Source organism: Pseudomonas sp. W2Aug9, from assembly GCF_023127755.1.
Classification (GTDB): domain Bacteria; phylum Pseudomonadota; class Gammaproteobacteria; order Pseudomonadales; family Pseudomonadaceae; genus Aquipseudomonas; species Aquipseudomonas synxantha_A.
On the sequence record NZ_SPKL01000010.1, the window covers coordinates 534,093 to 555,485 of the forward strand.

The following is a 21,393-nucleotide window of genomic DNA, read 5'->3' on the forward strand; positions in this document are numbered from 1 at the left end:
AGACTACGCTCCCTTCTTGATACAACTTCTGTGGATTCGACTGAATCGCAGCAGTTGCCGATTACCAAGCAGTCTTTGCTGGGCGATTCCAAAAAATGTGTAGCGATCAACGTACCGGTGTTTCCTTGCTGGTCTGTCACAACGCGGCGGTTTTTTTGAAAGGTGCACTGTGATTAATGCAGGTGATCGGGGGCTTCGGCCTTCCTTCGCTTTCCCCGGCGGCTCGGACCGCTTTAACGCAGACTTCTAGGGTTTTTCATGACGCGCTACATATTCGTCACGGGCGGTGTTGTTTCTTCATTGGGGAAAGGCATTGCCTCCGCTTCATTGGCGGCCATCCTGGAGGCGCGGGGGCTTAAAGTCACCATGCTCAAGCTGGACCCGTACATCAACGTCGACCCGGGCACCATGAGCCCGTTCCAGCACGGTGAAGTGTTCGTCACTCACGACGGCGCCGAGACCGACCTGGACCTGGGCCACTACGAGCGGTTCATCCGCACGACCATGACCCAGAACAATAACTTCACCACTGGCCGTGTCTACGAGCATGTGCTGCGCAAAGAGCGCCGTGGTGACTACCTGGGTGCAACCATCCAGGTGATCCCGCACATCACCGACGAAATCAAGCGCCGCATCATCAAGGGTGCAGGCGATGCCGACGTGGCGATGGTCGAGATCGGTGGCACCGTGGGCGACATCGAATCCCAACCGTTCCTTGAAGCCATCCGCCAGCTGCGTTTCGAAGTCGGCGCCAAGCGCGCGATGCTCATGCACCTGACACTGGTGCCGTACATCGCCACCGCCGGCGAAACCAAAACCAAGCCTACCCAGCACTCGGTCAAGGAGCTGCGTTCCATCGGCCTGCAACCGGACGTACTGGTTTGCCGTTCCGATCACCCGATCGACATTTCCTCGCGCCGCAAGATTGCGCAATTCACCAACGTTGAAGAGCGTGCGGTGATCGCGCTGGAAGACGCCGACACCATCTACAAGATCCCGGGCATCCTGCATTCGCAGGGGCTGGATGATTTTGTGGTCGAGCGTTTCGGTCTGCAGTGCAATGGCGCGGACCTGTCCGAGTGGGAAGCCGTGGTCGACGCCAAGCTCAACCCTGAGCATGAAGTCACCATCGCCATGGTCGGCAAGTACATGGAGCTGCTGGACGCGTACAAGTCGCTGATTGAAGCGATGAGCCACGCCGGCATCAGCAACCGTACCAAGGTCAACCTGCGCTACATCGATTCCGAAGATATCGAGAACCAGGGCACTGCGCTGCTCGAAGGCGTTGACGCGATTCTCGTGCCGGGCGGTTTCGGCCTGCGTGGCGTGGAAGGCAAGATCACCGCGGTGCAATACGCTCGCGAGAACAAGGTGCCCTACCTGGGTATCTGCCTGGGCATGCAAGTGGCCGTTATCGAGTTCGCCCGTAACGTGCTGGGCTGGAAAGACGCCAACTCCACCGAGTTCGATCACAGCAGCGGCCACCCGGTCGTCGGCCTGATCACCGAGTGGGAAGACGCCACCGGCGCCGTTGAAACCCGTACCGAAACGTCCGACCTGGGCGGCACCATGCGCCTTGGTGCGCAGGACTGCTTGCTGGAAGCCGGCTCGCTGGTACACGACTGCTACGGCAAGGACGTAATCGTCGAGCGTCACCGTCACCGCTATGAAGTGAACAACAATCTGCTGCCGCAGATCAAAGAGGCTGGCCTGAAGATTTCCGGTCGCTCCGGTGACGGCAAGCTGGTTGAAGTGGTCGAAGCGCCGGATCATCCGTGGTTCGTGGCCTGCCAGTTCCACCCGGAGTTCACCTCGACGCCGCGCGACGGTCACCCGTTGTTCAGCGGTTTCGTCAAAGCAGCACTGACGCAACATCAGAAGAAGGCGTAACCCTGATGGCCCAGAAGATCATTCGCGTAGGCGATATCGAGATTGCCAACGACAAGCCCATGGTGCTGTTCGGCGGCATGAACGTGCTGGAAAGCCGCGACATGGCGATGCAGGTCTGTGAAGAATACGTGCGGGTTACCCAGAAGCTGGGCATCCCATACGTGTTCAAGGCCAGTTTCGACAAGGCCAACCGTTCTTCCGTGACCTCCTATCGCGGCCCGGGCCTTGAAGAAGGCATGCGGATCTTCCAGGACATCAAGCAAGCCTTCGGCGTGCCGATCATCACCGACGTCCACGAGCCTGAGCAGGCTGCCGTGGTCGCCGAGGTGTGCGACATCATCCAGTTGCCGGCCTTCCTGTCGCGCCAGACCGACCTCGTGGTCGCCATGGCCAAGACCGGCGCTGTGATCAACATCAAGAAAGCCCAGTTCCTCGCCCCTCAGGAGATGAAACACATCCTGAGCAAGTGCGTGGAAGCGGGTAACGACCAGTTGATCCTTTGCGAGCGTGGTTCGAGCTTCGGCTACAACAACCTCGTGGTGGACATGCTCGGTTTCGGCATCATGAAACAGTTCGAATACCCGGTGTTCTTCGACGTGACCCACGCGCTGCAAATGCCCGGTGGTCGTTCGGACTCCGCCGGCGGTCGACGTGCCCAGGTCACCGACCTGGCCAAGGCGGGCATGAGCCAGTCGCTGGCGGGCCTGTTCCTTGAAGCCCACCCGGACCCGGACAACGCCAAGTGCGACGGCCCATGCGCCCTGCGCCTGGACAAGCTGGAGCCATTCCTGGCCCAACTCAAGCAGTTGGACGAGCTGGTCAAGAGTTTTCCGACGGTAGAGACCGCGTAACTGCCATTTCTCCGGTAGAATTTCCCACGCTAAATGCTCAGGCCCTTGGGCCTGAGCCTTGTCGTCTGCAAGCCTGCCCCGTTGTTCCACCCTTGCGGTCGGTCAAAAGATTTCCTTCAGCTGCGTCGTTTTCGTCAACTTTGGAGTGTTTACAACAATGGCAAAAATCGTCGACATCAAAGGTCGTGAAGTTCTCGACTCCCGTGGCAACCCCACCGTCGAAGCCGACGTGCTTCTCGATAACGGCATCATCGGCAGCGCCTGCGCGCCGTCCGGTGCTTCCACCGGTTCGCGCGAAGCGCTGGAACTGCGTGATGGCGACAAGAGCCGTTACCTGGGCAAGGGTGTACTCAAGGCTGTAGCCAACATCAACGGTCCGATTCGTGACCTGTTGCTGGGCAAGGACCCGCTGGACCAGAAAGCCCTGGACCACGCGATGATCAAGCTCGACGGCACTGAAAACAAAGGCAGCCTCGGCGCCAATGCAATCCTCGCCGTGTCCCTGGCTGCCGCCAAGGCAGCAGCTCAGGACCAGGACCTGCCGTTGTACGCGCACATCGCCAACCTGAACGGCACCCCGGGCGTCTACTCGATGCCGGTACCGATGATGAACATCATCAACGGTGGCGAGCACGCGGATAACAACGTCGACATCCAGGAATTCATGGTGCAGCCGGTGGGCGCCAAGTCCTTCTCCGAAGGCCTGCGCATGGGCACCGAGATTTTCCATCACCTCAAGGCTGTACTGAAGGCCCGTGGCCTGAGCACCGCTGTGGGTGACGAAGGTGGTTTCGCACCGAACCTGGCCTCCAACGAAGATGCACTGAAAGTGATCTCCGAAGCCGTGGCCAACGCCGGCTACAAACTGGGCACCGACGTGACCCTGGCCCTTGACTGTGCGGCCAGCGAATTCTATGAAGATGGCAAGTACAACCTGTCCGGCGAAGGCCAGGTGTTCAACTCAGAAGGTTTCGCTGAATACCTGAAGGGCCTGACCCAGCGCTACCCGATCATCTCGATCGAAGACGGCCTGGACGAGTCCGATTGGGATGGCTGGAAAATCCTCACCGACAAGATCGGCGAGAAAATCCAGCTGGTGGGCGACGACTTGTTCGTGACCAACACCAAGATCCTTAAAGAAGGCATCGACAAGAAGATCGCCAACTCGATCCTGATCAAGTTCAACCAGATCGGCACCTTGACCGAAACCCTGGAAGCCATCCAGATGGCCAAGGCTGCGGGCTACACCGCTGTGATCTCCCACCGCTCCGGCGAAACCGAAGACTCCACCATTGCCGACCTGGCCGTGGGCACTTCGGCGGGCCAGATCAAGACCGGCTCCCTGTGCCGTTCCGATCGCGTTTCCAAGTACAACCAATTGCTGCGCATCGAAGAGCAATTGGCAGGTAAAGCCAAGTACAACGGTCGCGGCGAGTTTCGCGGCTAAGCAGTAAATGGTAAAAAGTCGGCGGGTTGCGTCAGAAATTTCACGAAAGTGTGAATTTCGGCGCTAATCTGCTGACTGACAAGCGCAAGCCTGGTTTTTCCAGGCTTTGTGCTATCAGTTGCTGCAAAAGGTTTGCATGACTGTCTTTTTTCACTGGATATCCGGATTTCGATGCGCAGTCCCAATTGGTTGTTCCTCGTCTTGCTCTTGTTGCTGGCTGGCCTGCAGTACCGCCTATGGGTCGGTAATGGCAGCTTTGCGCAGGTGGAAGAGCTGACCCAGCAAATTGCCGACCAGCGTGCCGAAAACGAACGCCTGCTGGAGCGCAACCGTGTCCTGGACGCCGAAGTGCTTGAGCTGAAAAAAGGTACGGAGACCGTTGAAGAGCGGGCTCGCCATGAGTTGGGCATGGTCAAGGAGGGCGAGACCCTCTACCAGTTGGCCCAATGAATAACGATCTACCGGCCTTCTGGGCCGTGATTCCTGCCGCGGGCGTCGGTGCCCGTATGGCCGCGGACCGTCCCAAGCAATACCTGCAATTGGGCGGGCGCACTATTCTCGAACACAGCCTCGGCTGTTTTCTCGACCACCCCTCGCTCAAGGGCCTGGTGGTCAGTCTTGCTGTTGATGATCCTTATTGGCCCACCCTGGCGTGCGCCACAGACCCGCGCATCCAGCGTGCGGACGGTGGCTCGGAACGCTCGGGCTCGGTGCTTAATGCACTGCTGCACCTTAATGCCCTGGGTGCCAGTGATGATGACTGGGTGCTGGTGCATGACGCGGCGCGGCCTAACTTGAGCCGTGATGACCTTGACAAACTCTTGGCTGAACTGGCGGATGACCCGGTGGGCGGTCTGCTGGCGGTGCCGGCTCGCGACACGCTCAAGCGCGTCGACAAGCATGGCCGCGTGGTGGAAACCGTTGACCGCAGCCTGATCTGGCAGGCTTATACGCCGCAGATGTTCCGCCTGGGGGCCTTGCACCGCGCCTTGGCCGACAGCCTGGTGGCGGACGCCGTGATCACCGACGAAGCGTCGGCCATGGAATGGTCCGGCCAGGCGCCGCGGCTGGTCGAAGGGCGTGCGGACAATATCAAGGTCACCCGCCCCGAAGACCTTGAATGGCTGCGTCAGCGCCGGGCTTATCAGGCGTCCTGACCCTCAGCCGTAGACTTGCTCCAACCCGGGCAGGGTTTTCAGCTCGCTCACCAATGCCTCAATGCTGTCGAATGGCTTCTCATCAATAGGCCAGCCGACCACGTTGATGGAGTTCCGGCCTTCCTGGCTGTTGATCCTGAAACTGCGCAGGTCCCCGCGTCGGGACCGATAGTCAATGTGGGTGGCCTCGGTGAGCATGAATTGGCCTGGCCGTGTCAGCAGTGCCTGGGCCGACTTCACCACTCGACTGTGCGAAGGGCCGGGCTGTGATTCCATTGAGTGCTGCAACGCGGCAGGATCAACGCGCAAGACCAGGTTGGCTTTGACCGTGCCTTCCCCTTTGTTCAGGCCCAGGCTGGCGGTGCGCCCCGGATCGACTTCGATGCCCAACGGGTGGGTGCCCATCCTATCTTCTATCCGCAGGCCGATGCTGCCGGTGAGTTCGGCCAGCCCAGGGATGTCCTTGAACGTATTGGTATGGGTATCGCCCACCAGTGCGACCCATTTACCGGGTTGGCGCTTGGAGGTCTGGATCCACTGAATCACCTCGGTAGCGTAATAGTTCATCATCCGCTGGCGCAGGGTTCCCGCACTGTCGCGCATATCGCGAAGTATGTAGCTCACGGTGCAGTCGATCGGCTGGATCTTGATTCCGGCCTCTCGGGCTTTGGTCACGACGTTTGTGAATGAGTAATAGTGGTTTCGGGGCAATGGGTAGATCCCGTTCAGGAAGTTTGTCAGCGCCTCGGCCATAGGGGCGTTCTTCGACCGGTAAAAAGCCTTCAGCATCGGAATATGCACATCCGTCAGCAGATGTTCGAAGTAGATGCGTTTGACACCTTGGCTGGCGAGTATCTGCATGTTGTCGATCAGAAAGGCTTTGCTCGATTCGGCGCTGTGGCTTTCGCCGATCACGAGGCCGTCACTGGCACGTAGCAGTTTCTCGATAATGCTTTGCTGTGATTCGTTCAAGCTCAAGCGGGGGAGGACCGGCTGCAGGGGCGAGTAGGGCAGGTGGTGAAAGAAGATCGCCGAATCCTGGTTTAATTGGCTCCTTTTCTCAAAGAACAGTCTCCGGGCGTTGCTGATCGACTGTGCATCCATTCCGAAGGGTTCGAAATCTTCCGAAAATGAGCTGGTGTCGGTGAGCATCTGCACGACGGTCTCGCGCACGGGCGCTGGCATCTGGTAGGCGCTGAAGAAACTCAACTGCTGGGTGCTATCGAACAGTTTGTAAACCCGTTGCCAGGCATTGCGAAATGCCCCCCCTCCGGTCAATCCGGCACGTCGCCATTGCAGGTCGGAGCTCTGAATAGCGTAGAGACCCGTGGCTTGAATCTTCTCGGGGGCTTCTGGATTATTCACGAACAGCTCAAAAGAACCCCAGTCATTCGGGCTTTTGTAGGTCAGGAAGGTCTCGCCCTGAATCTTGACGGTCTGCAAGCCGCTGGGAGATGTTGCAGCGACCAGGGGGCGAGTCTCGGTTTGGGCGGAGGCCTGAGTGATCACCTTGACGCTGATCTGGCCCTCCTCTGCCCGCGTAGCCCGGCCAAGCACGGGGCGTAACGCCTCGAGACTGCTCGCGCCTTTGCTGATGCCGTGGATAACCACCGGGAGCGCGTTCAGGGCGCCGAACACCATGCGCTCAACGGCGTGGGGTTTGTCCTTGAGCACGTCATCGGCGCCGATCGCCATGCCAGTCAAACCTGAGGTAATGAAACAAAACTCCGCCAGCAACGCGGTGCCCATGGTCAGCGCCACGGGGATCGCCAGCAGGCAGGCTTTATCCAAGGCGTCGAGGGTGTCGGCTTTAAATGTGTCCAAGGGCGAGACAACGGTTTTGGCTGCCAATTTTGCAATCCGACTGCGGATCTGTCGTGCGATAAACGCAAATGGGTTGCTTCTGAGCGCCGGATACATTGGGTTATTAATGTATTGCTCGGGGTCCCAATAACCGTTGCGCAACAAGCTATTGAAAAAACCGGCGGGGCTGGAAGATTCCGGGTACATCGCCATACCGATCAATGCTTCCTCGACACCACAGTAGATCAGGCCGGAGTCAATCGAGTCGGGTTCAAAGTGGTTGGTCAGCGCTTTGCGCTGGGTCGGGTCCTTGGCCACTTTTACCAGCGCATTGCGCATGTCCGTTGGGCTGTTGAAACCATGGATGGGGGAGGAGTTGCCGGGGACGTACAGCAGGGTGATCTGGCTCTGGGTGTCGGTAATCGTAAGAATGTCGGTGGCGTCGAACTGATGAATGCGCAGCACGCGCACGGATAAGTTTTTATCCGGTGAGTAGGGCGCCTGAAAATCTTCAAGGGTCAGGTTGCTGGCGTCCCTGTCGACGCCGATACCTGCCGCTCGTGCGGCCAGTTGCCGTTCTGCTTCGGTGAGCGTGAATTCTTCGTACTGATTGAGGTAAGCCTTGGCGAAGGCAATGCGCATCAGGGTGGTGTAATTGTCCCGATGCTCCCCCCAGAATTGGGTGATGGCCTTGTCATAGGTTTGTTCAAAGTTGCTTGAGTCAATCACCTTTCTGAGAACGGCTGGCGCGATCTCCAGTTGGGTGGTCGGGTCGTAGGCCTGAGGTTCGCTTTGCCGGTAAAGCGCCTCATACCGTCTGGGCGGGATCCAGCCGGAAGTGATGAACTCTTCGTTGAACATTTGCGGTATGCGGTTATCCATCAGGCGCGGCAGTTCATCGACGATATTGAAGTACGGCGCGATAGTGGAAAAGCCCGTGTTGTTGATCATGCCGCCAGGGGCATGGGGCGCATTGCAGATCATGGCCTCGGTCAGGCTCATGGATTGGACGATCACTGCAGTGTAGGGTGCATTGGGATTGTCGAGGTTGTATTCCAGAGTGGTCAGGAACGTAGTATCCGGGTCCAGTTGTTCCTGAGTGAATGGTTGTAGATGCTCGCAAAGCAATTGGGCTGCGATTGCGCTGGGCACCGGAAAGTCGGCCAGAACCTTTCGGACAAAATGATTGATATGCTGGAGTTGCCGAGTGTTGGACGTCATGGGCTTGCCTGGTTTTCTAATGAAAGCGGTTATTAACCGGTGTCCAGGCAATGCACGAACGGTAGCTGTTTATGTTCGATAGACCGAATTGTCACCCAAGCCTTCTTTGAGAAAGTCCACCAGCTTCCTGACCTTCGGCGACAAATGCCGCTGCTGCGGGTACAGCGCCCACACCGCCGTATTCGGTGGCTGATGCGCCTCCAGCAACGACACCAGCGCACCACTGTGCAAATGCTCCAGCACGTAATAATCCGGCAGCTGACACAGCCCTACACCTTGCAGCGCCGCATCCAGCACCGCCTGCCCACTGTTACAGCGCCAGTTTCCCTGAACCCTTTGGGAAAATTCCCGCCCGTCCTGGGCCAGTTGCCAGATATCCGAGCTGCCGATCAGGCAGTTATGCCGACTCAGTTCCGACAAGCTATGTGGCCGACCATAGCGTTCCAGGTAGGAAGGGGAGGCGCACAGGTACATGCGCCGCGGTGCCAGGCGGCTGGCGACCATGCGCGAGTCTTGCAGGCGACCCAGGCGGATGGCCAAATCCAGGCCCTCGTGCACCAGATCCAATTGACGGTTGCTCAGTTCGATATCCACCCGCAGTTGCGGATAGAGCGCCATGAACCGGGTCACCAGTGGCACGATAAAGCGCTCGCCATAGGCGACTGCGCAGGTCATGCGCAACATGCCCTTGGGTTCGCTGGTGAGGTCGCCTACTGCCCGCAGGGCTTCTTCGCGACCATCCTGCAAACGCTGGCAATGTTGCAGAAACGTCTGACCCGCTTCGGTCAGCGTCACCTTGCGTGTACTGCGATACAACAGGCGCGTTTGCAACCGCTCCTCCAGGCGTGCCACCTGGCGGCTTATATGGGACGACGATACTCCCAGGCGCTCTGCCGCCGCCGTGAATTGGCTGCACTCGGCCACTGCGACGAATTCGTCGATGCCTTCCCAGCGGTTTTCCAGCATGGTCATTATCCCTGTACAGCAATAAAGTTTTGCTTTCGCCTGGATTATTAATCAGGCAGCCATGTTTTACACTGCTGCAATCAATTTTTAACCCCCTGGAGAAACCCGGATGATCAAGTCCCGCGCCGCCGTAGCCTTCGAAGCCAAGAAGCCCCTTGAGATCGTGGAAGTGGACGTCGCCATGCCCAAGGCTGGCGAGGTGCTGTTGCGGGTGGTTGCCTCCGGCGTGTGCCACACCGATGCCTATACGTTGTCGGGTGCGGACCCGGAAGGCATTTTTCCGTCGATCCTGGGTCACGAAGGCGGCGCAGTGGTCGAAGCCATCGGCGAGGGCGTAACTTCAGTCGCTGTCGGCGATCATGTGATCCCGCTGTACACCCCGGAATGCGGCAAGTGCAAATTCTGCCTGTCGGGCAAGACCAACCTGTGCCAGGCCATCCGTTCTACCCAAGGCAAAGGCCTGATGCCGGATGGCACTACGCGCTTTTCCTACAAGGGCCAGCCGATTTTCCACTACATGGGCACGTCGACGTTCTCCGAGTACACCGTGTTGCCGGAAATCTCCGTGGCCAAGATTCCTAAGGAAGCGCCGCTGGAAAAAGTCTGCCTGCTTGGTTGCGGCGTCACCACAGGCATCGGCGCGGTGCTCAACACCGCCAAGGTCAAACCGGGCGACACCGTGGCTATCTTCGGGCTGGGCGGTATCGGCCTGTCGGCCGTGATCGGCGCGGTCAAGGCCAAGGCCGGTCGCATCATTGCCATCGACATCAACCCGGCCAAGTTCGAAATCGCCAAGCAACTGGGGGCTACCGACTGCATTAACCCGAAAGATTACGACCGCCCAATCCAGGACGTGATTGTCGATTTGACCGACGGCGGCGTGGACTTTTCCTTCGAGTGCATCGGCAATGTGCAACTGATGCGTGCGGCGCTTGAGTGCTGCCATAAAGGCTGGGGCGAGTCGGTGATCATCGGCGTGGCCGGTGCCGGCCAGGAAATCGCTACGCGTCCGTTCCAACTGGTCACCGGGCGCGTCTGGCGCGGTTCGGCATTCGGTGGCGTGCGTGGGCGCACAGAGCTGCCAAGCTACGTGGAAATGGCCCAGACCGGTGAGATCCCGCTGGACACCTTCATCACCCACACCATGGGCCTTGAAGATATCAACAAAGCGTTTGACCTGATGCATGAAGGCAAGAGCATTCGTACCGTCATTCACTTCTGAGGTCGGCCATGAGTCTGGAAAACCTGTCATGCCAGAAGAGCTTCGGCGGCTGGCATAAACGCTACAAGCATCATTCCGATGTGCTCGGTTGCGACATGACCTTCGCCGTCTATCTGCCGCCGCAAGCAGAGCAGGGCGGTAAGTTGCCGGTACTGTACTGGCTGTCCGGCTTGACCTGCACCGATGAGAACTTCATGCAGAAGGCTGGCGCCCAGCGCATGGCCGCCGAGCTGGGTTTGATTATCGTCGCACCGGACACCAGCCCCCGCGGCCCCGGTGTGCCGGACGATCCGGACAACGCCTGGGACTTCGGCCTCGGCGCTGGTTTCTATCTGAACGCCACGCAGGAGCCCTGGGCCCAGCACTATCGGATGCATGACTACGTAGTGCAGGAGTTGCCGGCCTTGGTGGAGGCGCATTTCCCTGCGTCGGCTAAACGCGGCATCAGCGGTCACTCCATGGGCGGACATGGCGCATTGGTATGCGCGCTGCGTAACCCGGGACGCTACCAATCGGTGTCGGCGTTTTCGCCAATCAACAATCCGATGGACTGCCCCTGGGGCCAGAAAGCTTTTTCCCGTTACCTGGGCGAAGAGCGTTCCAAGTGGCGTGAATGGGATGCCTGCGTGCTGATCAGCGAAGCCTCGGAAAAACTGCCGCTACTGGTGGACCAGGGCGATCGTGACGATTTCCTTGCGGTTCAGCTCAAGCCCGAGGCCCTGCAGCAAGCGGCCAAGGCGGCCAACCATCCGTTGGAACTGCGCCTGCAACCTGGCTACGACCACAGCTACTTTTTCATCGCCAGCTTCATCGAAGACCATTTGCGCCATCATGGTCGTGCTTTGCTCGGTTAATGTGAGGCAAAAGTAGGTAGAATCACGCCCTGAATTAAATCGGGGCGTTTTTTTATGCGTATTGGCCACGGCTACGATGTGCACCGTTTCGCTGAGGGCGATTTCATCACCTTGGGCGGCGTGCGCATCGCACACCACCATGGGTTGCTGGCTCATTCCGACGGCGACGTTGTCTTGCATGCCTTGAGCGATGCCTTGCTCGGCGCGGCGGCATTGGGCGATATCGGCAAGCACTTTCCGGACACCGATCCGACCTTCAAAGGTGCGGACAGTCGTGTGTTGCTGCGCCATGTGGTCGGGTTGATCCATGCCAAGGGCTGGAAGGTCGGCAACGTCGACAACACCATCGTGGCCCAGGCGCCCAAGATGGCCCCCCATATCGAAGCGATGCGTGCGCTGATTGCCGCAGACCTGCAAATTGAACTGGATCAAGTCAACGTGAAAGCCACCACCACCGAAAAGCTCGGATTTACCGGTCGTGAAGAGGGCATCGCCGTGCACTCCGTTGCCTTGTTGCTGCGCGCATGAACGATTTGCAACTGCTGGGCCCGCGGGCCTACGGCGAGGCCTTGGGCAGCGCGGTGCTGAAGGCGACGGCAGAAGACTTCCAGGTTGATGAGGTGCTGGACATTCCGTTGACTGGTGACGGTGAGCACCTGTGGCTGTGGGTGGAAAAGCGCGGCTTGAATACTGAAGAGGCCGCACGGCGTATCGCCAAGGCCGCCGGTGTGCCGCTGCGCACCGTCAGCTATGCCGGGCTCAAGGACCGTCAGGCCCTGACCCGCCAATGGTTCAGCGTACAGTTGCCCGGCAAGGCCGACCCGGACCTGAGCGGTGCGGAAAACGACACCCTCAAGATCCTGAAAACCACCCGCCACAAGCGCAAGTTGCAACGTGGTGCGCATTCGGCCAACGGCTTTACCTTGCGCCTGACTCAACTGGCCGGCGACATCGCCGCCATCGACGCGCGTTTGCAGTTGATTGCCCGGCATGGCATTCCCAATTATTTCGGCGCCCAGCGCTTTGGCCACAACGGTGGCAACGTGGTGGATGCCCGTGAATGGGCTGCTCGCAAGGCCCTGCCGGAGCAACGCAACGTGCGTTCGCGGTTGCTGTCCACCGCCCGTAGCTACTTGTTCAACAAAGTGCTGGCAGCGCGTGTCGCCGACGGTTCCTGGCAGCGCGCCCAGGTGGGTGACCTGCTGGCCTTTACCGACAGTCGCAGCTTTTTCCCTGCCGGGGAGGCTGAATGCAGCGACCCGCGCCTGGCGATCCTGGACTTGCACCCGACTGGCCCACAATGGGGCGAAGGCGACTCGCCGGCGAAAGGTCTTACGCATGATCTGGAACAATCTGTCGCTGCCAGCGAATCAGACCTACGTGATTGGCTGGTGAATGCAGGAATGAGCCAGGAACGTCGCATTCTGCGACTGCCCATTGGCGGGTTGACGTGGCATTATCCCGGGCCTGACATTCTGCAATTGGAATTCGTCCTGCCGGCCGGATGCTTCGCCACTGTCTTGGTGCGCGAGCTTGTTGATCTGGTGCCGGTGGGGCAGACGGACAGCCCATGCGTATTCTGATATCAAACGATGACGGTGCCACCGCACCCGGTCTTGCCGCGCTCTATGCTGCGCTGCAGGATTACGCCGAGTGCGTGGTGGTTGCCCCCGACCAGGACAAGAGCGGCGCCAGCAGTTCGCTGACGCTCGACCGTCCGCTGCACCCGCAGGTTCTGGCCAATGGCTTTATCAGCGTAAACGGCACCCCCACCGACTGCGTGCATCTGGCAATCAACAGTTTGCTGGAGCATGAGCCGGACCTGGTGGTCTCGGGAATCAACCTGGGTGCCAACCTGGGTGATGACGTGCTGTATTCCGGCACTGTGGCGGCGGCCCTTGAAGGGCGCTTCCTGGGGCGCACCGCGTTCGCCTTTTCCTTTGCTTCGCGGCAACTGGATAACCTGGCGACCGCGGCGTATTTCGCGCGCAAGCTGGTGCAGGCCCATGAGTCTCTGGACCTGCCGCCGCGTACGGTACTCAACGTGAATATTCCCAATCTGCCCCTCGACCGTATCCGCGGTATCCAGCTGACGCGCCTGGGCCATCGCGCGCGAGCGGCGGCGCCCCTGAAGGTGGTCGACCCGCGTGGCAAGGAAGGCTATTGGATCGCCGCGGCCGGTGATGCCGAGGATGGCGGGGAAGGCACGGATTTTCATGCGGTGATGCAAGGCTATGTGTCAATTACCCCGTTGCAATTGGATCGCACCTTCAGTGATGCCTTCAGTGGCCTCGATGGCTGGCTGGAGGGACTGCGTTGATGGCTCGTGAACAAGACGACTTGTTGCGCCGTGGCATCGGGATGACTTCCCAGCGCACCCGGGAGCGGTTGATCCAGCGTCTGTACGAAGAAGGCTTGTCCAACGCCCAGGTGCTGGAAGTGATTCGGCGTACGCCGCGGCACCTGTTTGTCGATGAGGCCCTGGCGCACCGCGCCTATGAAGACACGGCGTTGCCTATCGGCCACAACCAGACCATCTCCCAGCCCTACATGGTTGCGCGCATGAGCGAGCTGTTGCTGGCGGCCGGGCCCCTGGACAAGGTGCTGGAGATCGGCACCGGCTCCGGTTACCAGACAGCTGTGCTGTCACAGTTGGTAGAGCGAGTGTTTTCGGTAGAGCGCATCAAGGTGCTGCAGGACCGTGCCAAGGAGCGCCTGGTAGAACTGAACCTGCGCAACGTGGTGTTTCGCTGGGGCGATGGCTGGGAAGGCTGGCCGGCGCTGGCGCCGTACAACGGCATTATTGTCACCGCCGTGGCCACCGATGTGCCTCAAGCTCTGTTGGATCAGTTGGCGCCGGGCGGGCGGCTGGTCATCCCGGTGGGCTCCGGCGAAGTGCAACAGTTGATGCTTATTATCCGCGAGGAAGAAGGTTTTTCCCGGCACGTGCTGGGCGCGGTGCGCTTCGTGCCGCTGTTGAATGGCCCCTTGGCCTGAGCATTTATTCCCTGGCAGTGAATTCTGCTGGCGAGGATGTGTCTTACGCCGGGGTCTATTGAATCAACAGGCTTGGCAGCCGCAATTGAACAAGATGAATTTTTCGTTTCAGTCGGGTGCCAGTAAAAAGCCAATGCCCAGTTATACTTGCGTCATATTTCAAGCCTGATCCAGGCGTTAACGTTCAGCCACCACAAAGGGAGCGGCGGGTGAGTCTCACAGGTCCTGCGCAGCGAATGAGTAAAACAAGCTTTCAGCGACTGGTGCTTGGCCTTGTCTTGAGTTCCTTATTGGCCGCCTGCTCGAGCACGCCATCGGGCGGTGCGCGTGTCGTTGACCGCACCAACGCAGCACCGCAGCGGCCCACGGTGACCACGGGCCAGTATGTGGTGCGCAAAGGCGACACGCTGTTCTCCATTGCCTTCCGTTATGGCTGGGACTACAAGGCGCTGGCCGCTCGTAACAACATTCCCGTGCCCTACACCATTCATCCAGGGCAGACCATTCGTTTCGATGGCCGCACAGGTTCGGCGGCTACGGCAGTTGTGACAAAGTCGGGATCTTCGCCATCGTCTTCGAGCAAAACTACCGTCATCACCCGGCCTGCAGGCAGTGCTTCGCCTAGCGTTGCAAGCAAGCCCGCACCCGCGCCGTTGCCACCTGCAGGGCCGGCGCCGACCGGCTGGGGATGGCCTTCAAATGGCGTACTGATTGGAAAATTCTCTTCAAACGGTAGTTTGAATAAAGGCATTGATATCGCCGGGGATTTGGGACAGCCTGTTTTAGCTGCGTCTGATGGGACAGTGGTGTACGCCGGGAGTGGTCTACGGGGCTACGGCGAGCTGGTCATCATCAAACACAGCGATACCTACGTCAGTGCCTACGGTCATAACCGCAGGCTGTTGGTTCGGGAGGGGCAGCAGGTCAAAGTCGGACAGACAATTGCCGAAATGGGTTCAACGGGCACAGACCGGGTGAAACTGCACTTTGAGATTCGCCGCCAAGGGAAGCCTGTAGATCCGCTGCAATTCCTGCCCCTTCGTTGATGTGTTGCACAGCCTGTTCCCTCACGTAGAAGGAACAGGCTCCAGCGTTGCCAAGGATAAAGGCGTCGCTTGAGCTTGAGGTCGAACTCACCAAAGGACTATAACAATGGCTCTCAGTAAAGAAGCGCCGGAGTTTGACATCGACGATGAGGTTCTCCTTATGGAGGCCGGCATCGATACGGATCCGATGTCAGATAATGAAGGAGCGGCACCACCTTCAGTTCGTACCAAATCCAGGAACGCCTCCGCGTTAAAGCAACACAAGTACATTGACTACACTCGGGCGCTCGATGCGACTCAGTTGTACCTCAATGAAATCGGCTTTTCCCCTCTGCTCACTCCCGAAGAAGAAGTCCATTTTGCGCGCTTGTCGCAGAAGGGCGATCCGGCTGGGCGCAAACGCATGATTGAAAGCAACCTGCGCCTGGTGGTGAAAATCGCCCGACGCTACGTCAATCGTGGGCTGTCGCTGCTGGACTTGATCGAAGAGGGCAACCTGGGCTTGATTCGGGCGGTGGAGAAGTTCGACCCCGAGCGGGGCTTCCGCTTCTCGACGTATGCCACCTGGTGGATTCGCCAGACCATCGAACGGGCGATCATGAATCAGACCCGCACGATCCGGCTGCCGATCCATGTGGTCAAGGAGCTCAACGTCTACCTGCGAGCGGCGCGTGAGCTGACGCAAAAACTCGATCATGAACCTTCGCCTGAAGAGATCGCCAACCTGCTGGAAAAACCGGTAGGGGAGGTCAAGCGCATGCTGGGCCTTAACGAGCGTGTATCGTCGGTCGATGTCTCGCTGGGGCCGGATTCGGATAAAACCCTGCTGGACACCCTGACGGATGATCGCCCGACCGATCCCTGCGAGCTGTTGCAGGACGATGATCTTTCCCAAAGTATTGACCAGTGGCTGTCAGAGCTTACGGACAAGCAGCGTGAGGTGGTGATTCGCCGCTTCGGCCTGCGTGGTCACGAGAGCAGCACCCTGGAAGATGTAGGCCTGGAGATTGGCCTGACCCGTGAGCGGGTGCGGCAGATCCAGGTGGAGGGCCTCAAGCGCTTGCGTGAGATCCTTGAGAAGAATGGCTTGTCGAGTGAGTCGTTGTTCCAGTAAGCGACGCCGCTTGAAAGCTTGGATGTGGGAGGGGGTACGCCCCCCCTCCCACATTTTTTATGCCCGGCTTTTGTTCAGGCCTCTCTCAAAATCCAGGCATAAAAAAACCCCGCTTTTAAGGGCGGGGTTTTTCGACTGAGTCAGTACAAGTTAGATAACTTGAACTTCTTCAGCTTGCATGCCTTTCTGACCGCGGGTAGCGATGAAAGAAACCTGTTGGCCTTCTTTCAGGCTTTTGAAGCCGTCGGATTGGATAGCTTTGAAGTGAACGAACAGGTCGTCACCGGATTGTGGAGTGATGAAGCCGAAGCCTTTTTCATCGTTGAACCACTTAACGGTACCAGTTTGGCGATTAGACATGGTGTAACTCCTTGGACAAAGTTAACTGCGACTCAGGAAAAGCCCTGGCCGAGACTGAGTGCAAAGAGCAGGAAAAATTCTTGGAGATGGTTGGATCGAAATTCAACATATCGTGTAGAGATTCTCAGTGACACAAGCAGCACAGTGGCGCCACCTTAACCCTTTTTCCGGAACGTGCCAATGGTATTTCCGAAGGTTTCTCTATTTTCGTGACTGGCGGTGGTATTTACAGCCATCCCTGACGGCAATCCCGGCCCCGGCCGCGTTGGCTGAGGCTTATAGCGGGCAGGGCTTTGATCAAGAAAACCCTTGCGGCCTTTGAACCCCAAGGCTGGCCCCGGTAAGATGGCCCACAGATTTTTCCACCTCGCTATTCAGGACACCGCCATGAGCATCAAATCGGACAAGTGGATTCGCCGCATGGCGCAGGAACACGGCATGATCGAGCCGTTCGTCGAGCGCCAGATTCGTGGCGAAGGTGATGAGCGGGTGATTTCGTACGGGGTCTCCAGCTATGGCTATGACGTGCGTTGCGCCGATGAATTCAAGGTGTTCACCAACATCAATTCGGCGATTGTCGATCCGAAGAACTTCGATGAAAAAAGCTTCGTCGACGTCAAGAGCGACGTGTGCATCATCCCGCCCAACTCCTTCGCCCTGGCGCGTACCGTGGAATTCTTCCGCATTCCCCGCGACGTATTGACCATCTGCCTGGGTAAAAGCACTTACGCTCGTTGCGGCATTATCGTCAACGTCACCCCGCTTGAGCCGGAGTGGGAAGGTCATGTGACCCTGGAGTTCTCCAACACCACCACCTTGCCGGCAAAGATCTATGCCAATGAGGGCGTGGCACAGATGCTGTTCCTGCAGTCCGACGAGGCTTGTGAAGTGTCCTACAAAGACCGCGCCGGCAAGTACCAGGGCCAACGTGGCGTCACTCTCCCACGCGCTTGATCGAAAGCTCCTACGGTTAAAGGGAATTAGTCTGCACAAAGTGACTCTATTCAGGTGTACTGCCTCGGCGCGTGCAAAACGCGTCGGGCCACGCTTGAGGAGTACCTTATGAAGATCGACCCGCGAATCAGCGCAGAACTCGCCCGGCTTGAACCCAACCAGATTGGTGTTCTGGCCTGGTCCCTGATGGCTAACCCTGCCCATGCGGGCGGCATTCCAGGCCAGCCCGAGCCCGATTACCCCCAGCCTACCGAGCCCGGTGAGCCGACCCTGCCAGACGAGCCACCACCCGCGCCTGTCGCCTGATACCTGGACGGCCAATCAGTCACTTACTGATGGGCCAAACCTTGTGTTCGCCGATGACAAAGATTCGGTGCTCATCACCCTGCTGCACGGCATAGCCCCCGGTAAAGGCGCCAAACGCCGGCAGCAGGCTGACCCGTTCGCCGATCTGGAAGCACGGCAAGCGCAAGCGCTCGCGGCCCTTGCCGCGCAAGTGGTACACCGGATGCACATGCCCCGCCAATACGTGGTGGCTGGCATGGGCGTCAGGCTCATGTTGCAGGGCGAAAGGGCCCATCAGCAGTGGCTCTGGCACCACCTCGATCCTCAGGTCAGCAGGCGGGTCGCCTGCCCGTTTATCGTGATTGCCGCGAATCAGGGTTATCGCTAGGGCACCGTTACGTTCACGCCAGGCCCGGATCGCGCTGAGGGTGCCGCTGGCGTGAGAACCTGGGCCATGCAGGAAGTCACCGAGAAAGATCAACTGCGCGCACGGCAGTGCCGACAACAGCCTGTCCAGGCGTTCCAGATTCGTCGTGGTGGTGCCCTGGGGCACAGGTTGTCCCAGGCTGCGATAGGCCGATGCTTTGCCAAAGTGCGCATCGGCAATAAGCAGGCACTGACGAGCGGGCCAGTACACGGCCTTGTCCGCCAATAACCACAGTTCTTCGCCTGCAAGCGTCAGTGCACAATGCATCAAGCTTTTCCTTTGTCGGCGACTTTTTCCAGGTCCTTGACCATCCGTGCGATGCGCTCCGACAACTTCTCCGAACTCATGCTTTCGCGCATCCGTTCCACCAACAGCGGGAAGGCCAGGGGCGTGGGCCGCTGAATCGTATGCACGTCCAGTTTCAGTGCCGATAGATGACTTAATGTCTCTTCCAGCCGACGAATATCCAACTCATCGCGCAAGACTTCTTCCCCTGCCTGGGCCAGCAGCAGGTTCTGCGGGTCATATTGCTTGAACACTTCAAAGAATAATCCGCTGGAAGCCTGCACCTGCCGCGTGCTTTTCGGCGCACCGGGATACCCGGCGAACACCAGCCCGGCGATCCGCGCGATTTCGCGAAAGCGGCGCAGGGCCAGTTCTCCTGCGTTAAGGCTGGCGGCCACATCCTCCAGCAAGCGCTGTGGGCTCAGCAACGCCGTATTCAACAACAACGACCAGTTCACTGGCGTGGCGCTCAACAGTTCCAGGCCATAATCATTCACGGCTATAGAGAAGGTCACCGGCTGCTGCTGACTGACCCGCCACGCCAATAAGCTCGCCAAGCCCAGGTGTACCTGACGGCCGGCGAAGGGGTACAGAAACAGGTGCCAGCCTTCTCGCGATTGCAGGGTTTCGGCGAGCAGGTTGTCGCGCGTCGGCAGGCCAGACCAGCGCAGTTGGGTGTGCAACAACGGTTGTACCGCCTGCATCTCCGGGCCGTCGAAGTGCCCATGCGCCGCCGCATCAAAACGTTCGACCACCGCCTGGGCCAGTTCATTGGAAAGCGGCATACGCCCGCCATTCCAGCGTGGCACCGCGGCTTTTTTCGCGCTGCTGCGGCGCACGTAGGCGGTCATGTTTTCCACGCGCACCAATTCCAGCAAACGCCCGGCGAACAGAAACCCATCCCCCGGCTTGAGCCGCGCAATAAAGCCCTCTTCGACACTGCCCAGGTTCTTGCCGCCGCCACCCTTGCTCCAGAATTTCAACTGGATACTGGCATCACTGACGATGGTACCGACGCTCATGCGGTGACGGCGTGCCAGGCGGGCATCCGGGACACGCCAGATGCCATGCTCATCGGGCTCCACACGGCGGTAATCCGGATAGGCGGTAAGTGACAGGCCACCATGGCGTACAAACCCCAGGGCCCAGGCCCAATCCGCTTCGGTGAGATCGCGATAGGCCCAGGCGCCGCGCACTTCCGCCAGCAGCGCATCCGGGGTAAACCCACCCCCCAGGGCCATGCTGACCAAGTGTTGCACGAGCACATCCAGCGGCTTGTGTGGCGATTCCCGCGCTTCGATGCGCCGTTGCGCAATTGCATCCTGGGCGGCAGCCGCCTCCACCAGTTCCAGGCTATGGGTCGGCACCAGCGTCACCCGTGACGGCCGACCCGGTGCATGGCCGGAGCGCCCGGCGCGTTGCATCAGCCGCGCCACACCTTTTGCGGAGCCGATCTGTAACACTCGCTCCACCGGCAGGAAGTCCACACCCAAGTCGAGGCTGGAGGTGCACACCACCGCCTTGAGCTGCCCATCTTTCAATGCTCGCTCCACCCAATCCCGGGTCTCCCGCGATAACGAGCCGTGGTGCAGGGCAATCAATCCGGCCCAGTCCGGGCGGGCATCGAGAATCGCCTGATACCAGATTTCCGATTGCGCCCGGGTGTTGGTAAAGACCAGGCAACTGCTGCTGGCCTCTACCTCTGCGACCACTTGCGGCAACATCTTCAAGCCGATATGCCCGGCCCAGGGAAAGCGCTCGGTGACGGGCGGCAGCAAGGTGTCGACCTGCAGTGCCTTGGCCGTCTGCCCCTGTACATTGATCCCACCGCCCTGTGGGACCAGAACCTCCAAAGCGTGGGCCTGATTACCCAGCGTCGCGGAAATGCCCCACACCACCAACTCAGGATGCCAGCGTCGCAAGCGCGCCAGCGCCAGTTGCAACTGCACGCCGCGCTTATTGCCGATCAACTCATGCCATTCATCCACGATCACCATGCGCAGGTGCGCCAGGCTCGTTTCACTGTCGGCCCGCGCGAGCATCAGCGTCAGGCTTTCCGGGGTGGTGACCAGAGCGGTGGGTTGGCGGCGGGTCTGGCGTGCGCGCTCGCTGCTGCTGGTGTCGCCGGTACGCAGGCCCACGCTCCAGGGAATTTGCAGGGCGTCCAAGGGTGCCTGCAGGGCACGTGCGGAATCGGCAGCCAAGGCACGCATCGGCGTGATCCACAGCACCGTCAATGGTTCAGCGGGTGGCTTGCGCTTGCCGGGAGCGGGCGGGCGGGTGATGGCGAAACGGTTGAGGGCGGCGAACCACAAGGCATAGGTTTTACCTGCACCGGTACTGGCATGCAGCAGCCCTGACTGGCCAGCCTTGACCGCTGCCCATACATGTTTCTGAAAGGCGAACGGTTTCCAACCTTTGGCGGCAAACCATTGTTTGGCGAAATCGGGGTTTTTTGCCATGCGGCAGCGGACGCTCTGGAGGCTCTATTGCAGAGACCCTCCAGGCGTCACA

General features: G+C 59.3%; 20 protein-coding genes. 15 read left to right on the plus strand and 5 right to left on the minus strand.

The window, feature by feature from the left end; translation table 11 throughout:
- Positions 1-258: 258 nt before the first annotated feature.
- The 5 genes from E3O56_RS09275 (at position 259) to ispD (ending at position 5,345) form a co-directional block, all read left to right on the plus strand.
- Positions 259-1,890, plus strand: coding sequence for a CTP synthase (locus tag E3O56_RS09275; protein ID WP_005785740.1), 1,632 nt, complete (start codon positions 259-261; stop codon positions 1,888-1,890).
- A 5-nt stretch (positions 1,891-1,895) separates the two neighbouring features.
- On the plus strand, positions 1,896-2,741 hold the full coding sequence (gene kdsA, locus E3O56_RS09280) for a 3-deoxy-8-phosphooctulonate synthase (RefSeq protein ID WP_003189190.1): 846 nt from the start codon (positions 1,896-1,898) through the stop codon (positions 2,739-2,741).
- Between the two features lie 157 nt (positions 2,742-2,898).
- Positions 2,899-4,188, plus strand: a complete 1,290-nt coding sequence (gene eno, locus E3O56_RS09285) for a phosphopyruvate hydratase (RefSeq protein ID WP_003189193.1) — start codon at positions 2,899-2,901, stop codon at positions 4,186-4,188.
- 171 nt (positions 4,189-4,359) lie between these two features.
- The gene (ftsB, locus tag E3O56_RS09290) at positions 4,360-4,638 is read left to right on the plus strand and encodes a cell division protein FtsB (protein ID WP_003189195.1); all 279 of its coding nucleotides are present in this window, start codon (positions 4,360-4,362) and stop codon (positions 4,636-4,638) included.
- Entirely contained in the window at positions 4,635-5,345 is a 711-nt protein-coding gene (gene ispD / locus E3O56_RS09295) for a 2-C-methyl-D-erythritol 4-phosphate cytidylyltransferase (RefSeq protein WP_005785745.1), read from the plus strand. Before ftsB ends, ispD begins: the two co-directional genes overlap by 4 nt.
- Before the next feature lie 3 nt (positions 5,346-5,348).
- Here ispD and E3O56_RS09300 read toward each other — a convergent pair whose 3' ends face one another.
- Both E3O56_RS09300 and E3O56_RS09305 read right to left on the minus strand, forming a co-directional pair.
- The gene (locus E3O56_RS09300; RefSeq protein WP_248128121.1) at positions 5,349-8,369 is read right to left on the minus strand and encodes a membrane-targeted effector domain-containing toxin; all 3,021 of its coding nucleotides are present in this window, start codon (positions 8,367-8,369) and stop codon (positions 5,349-5,351) included.
- Between the two features lie 69 nt (positions 8,370-8,438).
- Entirely contained in the window at positions 8,439-9,335 is an 897-nt protein-coding gene (locus E3O56_RS09305) for a LysR substrate-binding domain-containing protein (protein ID WP_005785749.1), read from the minus strand.
- 109 nt (positions 9,336-9,444) lie between these two features.
- Here E3O56_RS09305 and E3O56_RS09310 point away from each other — a divergent pair, with 109 nt between their 5' ends.
- From E3O56_RS09310 to rpoS, 8 genes are all read left to right on the plus strand, one after another.
- Complete coding sequence (locus E3O56_RS09310; RefSeq protein ID WP_005785751.1) at positions 9,445-10,557, plus strand: S-(hydroxymethyl)glutathione dehydrogenase/class III alcohol dehydrogenase; 1,113 nt, start codon at positions 9,445-9,447, stop codon at positions 10,555-10,557.
- An 8-nt stretch (positions 10,558-10,565) separates the two neighbouring features.
- A complete protein-coding gene (gene fghA / locus E3O56_RS09315) occupies positions 10,566-11,411 on the plus strand; it encodes an S-formylglutathione hydrolase (protein WP_032877364.1) in 846 nt (281 codons plus the stop codon).
- Positions 11,412-11,465: 54 nt separating this feature from the next.
- On the plus strand, positions 11,466-11,939 hold the full coding sequence (gene ispF, locus E3O56_RS09320) for a 2-C-methyl-D-erythritol 2,4-cyclodiphosphate synthase (protein ID WP_032877363.1): 474 nt from the start codon (positions 11,466-11,468) through the stop codon (positions 11,937-11,939).
- Positions 11,936-12,994, plus strand: a complete 1,059-nt coding sequence (gene truD, locus E3O56_RS09325; protein WP_148852417.1) for a tRNA pseudouridine(13) synthase TruD — start codon at positions 11,936-11,938, stop codon at positions 12,992-12,994. Before ispF ends, truD begins: the two co-directional genes overlap by 4 nt.
- Entirely contained in the window at positions 12,982-13,731 is a 750-nt protein-coding gene (gene surE / locus E3O56_RS09330; protein WP_005785760.1) for a 5'/3'-nucleotidase SurE, read from the plus strand. The genes truD and surE overlap by 13 nt, the downstream gene beginning before the upstream one ends.
- A 41-nt stretch (positions 13,732-13,772) precedes the next feature.
- Entirely contained in the window at positions 13,773-14,408 is a 636-nt protein-coding gene (locus tag E3O56_RS09335) for a protein-L-isoaspartate(D-aspartate) O-methyltransferase (RefSeq protein ID WP_010176736.1), read from the plus strand.
- Between the two features lie 209 nt (positions 14,409-14,617).
- Positions 14,618-15,454 carry a peptidoglycan DD-metalloendopeptidase family protein gene (locus E3O56_RS09340; protein ID WP_248128122.1) on the plus strand — a complete coding sequence of 279 codons (837 nt, stop codon included), beginning with the start codon at positions 14,618-14,620 and terminating at the stop codon, positions 15,452-15,454.
- A gap of 106 nt (positions 15,455-15,560) precedes the next feature.
- Complete coding sequence (rpoS, locus tag E3O56_RS09345) at positions 15,561-16,568, plus strand: RNA polymerase sigma factor RpoS (RefSeq protein ID WP_032877359.1); 1,008 nt, start codon at positions 15,561-15,563, stop codon at positions 16,566-16,568.
- A gap of 150 nt (positions 16,569-16,718) precedes the next feature.
- On the opposite strand, the gene E3O56_RS09350 is transcribed toward rpoS, so the two are convergent.
- Positions 16,719-16,928, minus strand: a complete 210-nt coding sequence (locus tag E3O56_RS09350; RefSeq protein WP_002554837.1) for a cold-shock protein — start codon at positions 16,926-16,928, stop codon at positions 16,719-16,721.
- 387 nt (positions 16,929-17,315) lie between these two features.
- Here E3O56_RS09350 and dcd point away from each other — a divergent pair, with 387 nt between their 5' ends.
- Together dcd and E3O56_RS09360 are read left to right on the plus strand one after the other, a co-directional pair.
- Complete coding sequence (dcd, locus tag E3O56_RS09355; RefSeq protein WP_003189215.1) at positions 17,316-17,882, plus strand: dCTP deaminase; 567 nt, start codon at positions 17,316-17,318, stop codon at positions 17,880-17,882.
- Between the two features lie 108 nt (positions 17,883-17,990).
- Entirely contained in the window at positions 17,991-18,188 is a 198-nt protein-coding gene (locus E3O56_RS09360) for a hypothetical protein (RefSeq protein ID WP_005785769.1), read from the plus strand.
- Between the two features lie 19 nt (positions 18,189-18,207).
- Here the strand turns inward: E3O56_RS09360 and pdeM are convergent, their stop codons facing one another.
- Both pdeM and E3O56_RS09370 read right to left on the minus strand, forming a co-directional pair.
- Complete coding sequence (gene pdeM / locus E3O56_RS09365) at positions 18,208-18,861, minus strand: ligase-associated DNA damage response endonuclease PdeM (protein WP_103733457.1); 654 nt, start codon at positions 18,859-18,861, stop codon at positions 18,208-18,210.
- Positions 18,861-21,341, minus strand: coding sequence for a ligase-associated DNA damage response DEXH box helicase (locus E3O56_RS09370; protein WP_248128123.1), 2,481 nt, complete (start codon positions 21,339-21,341; stop codon positions 18,861-18,863). The genes pdeM and E3O56_RS09370 overlap by 1 nt, the downstream gene beginning before the upstream one ends.
- Between the last annotated feature and the right edge of the window lie 52 nt (positions 21,342-21,393).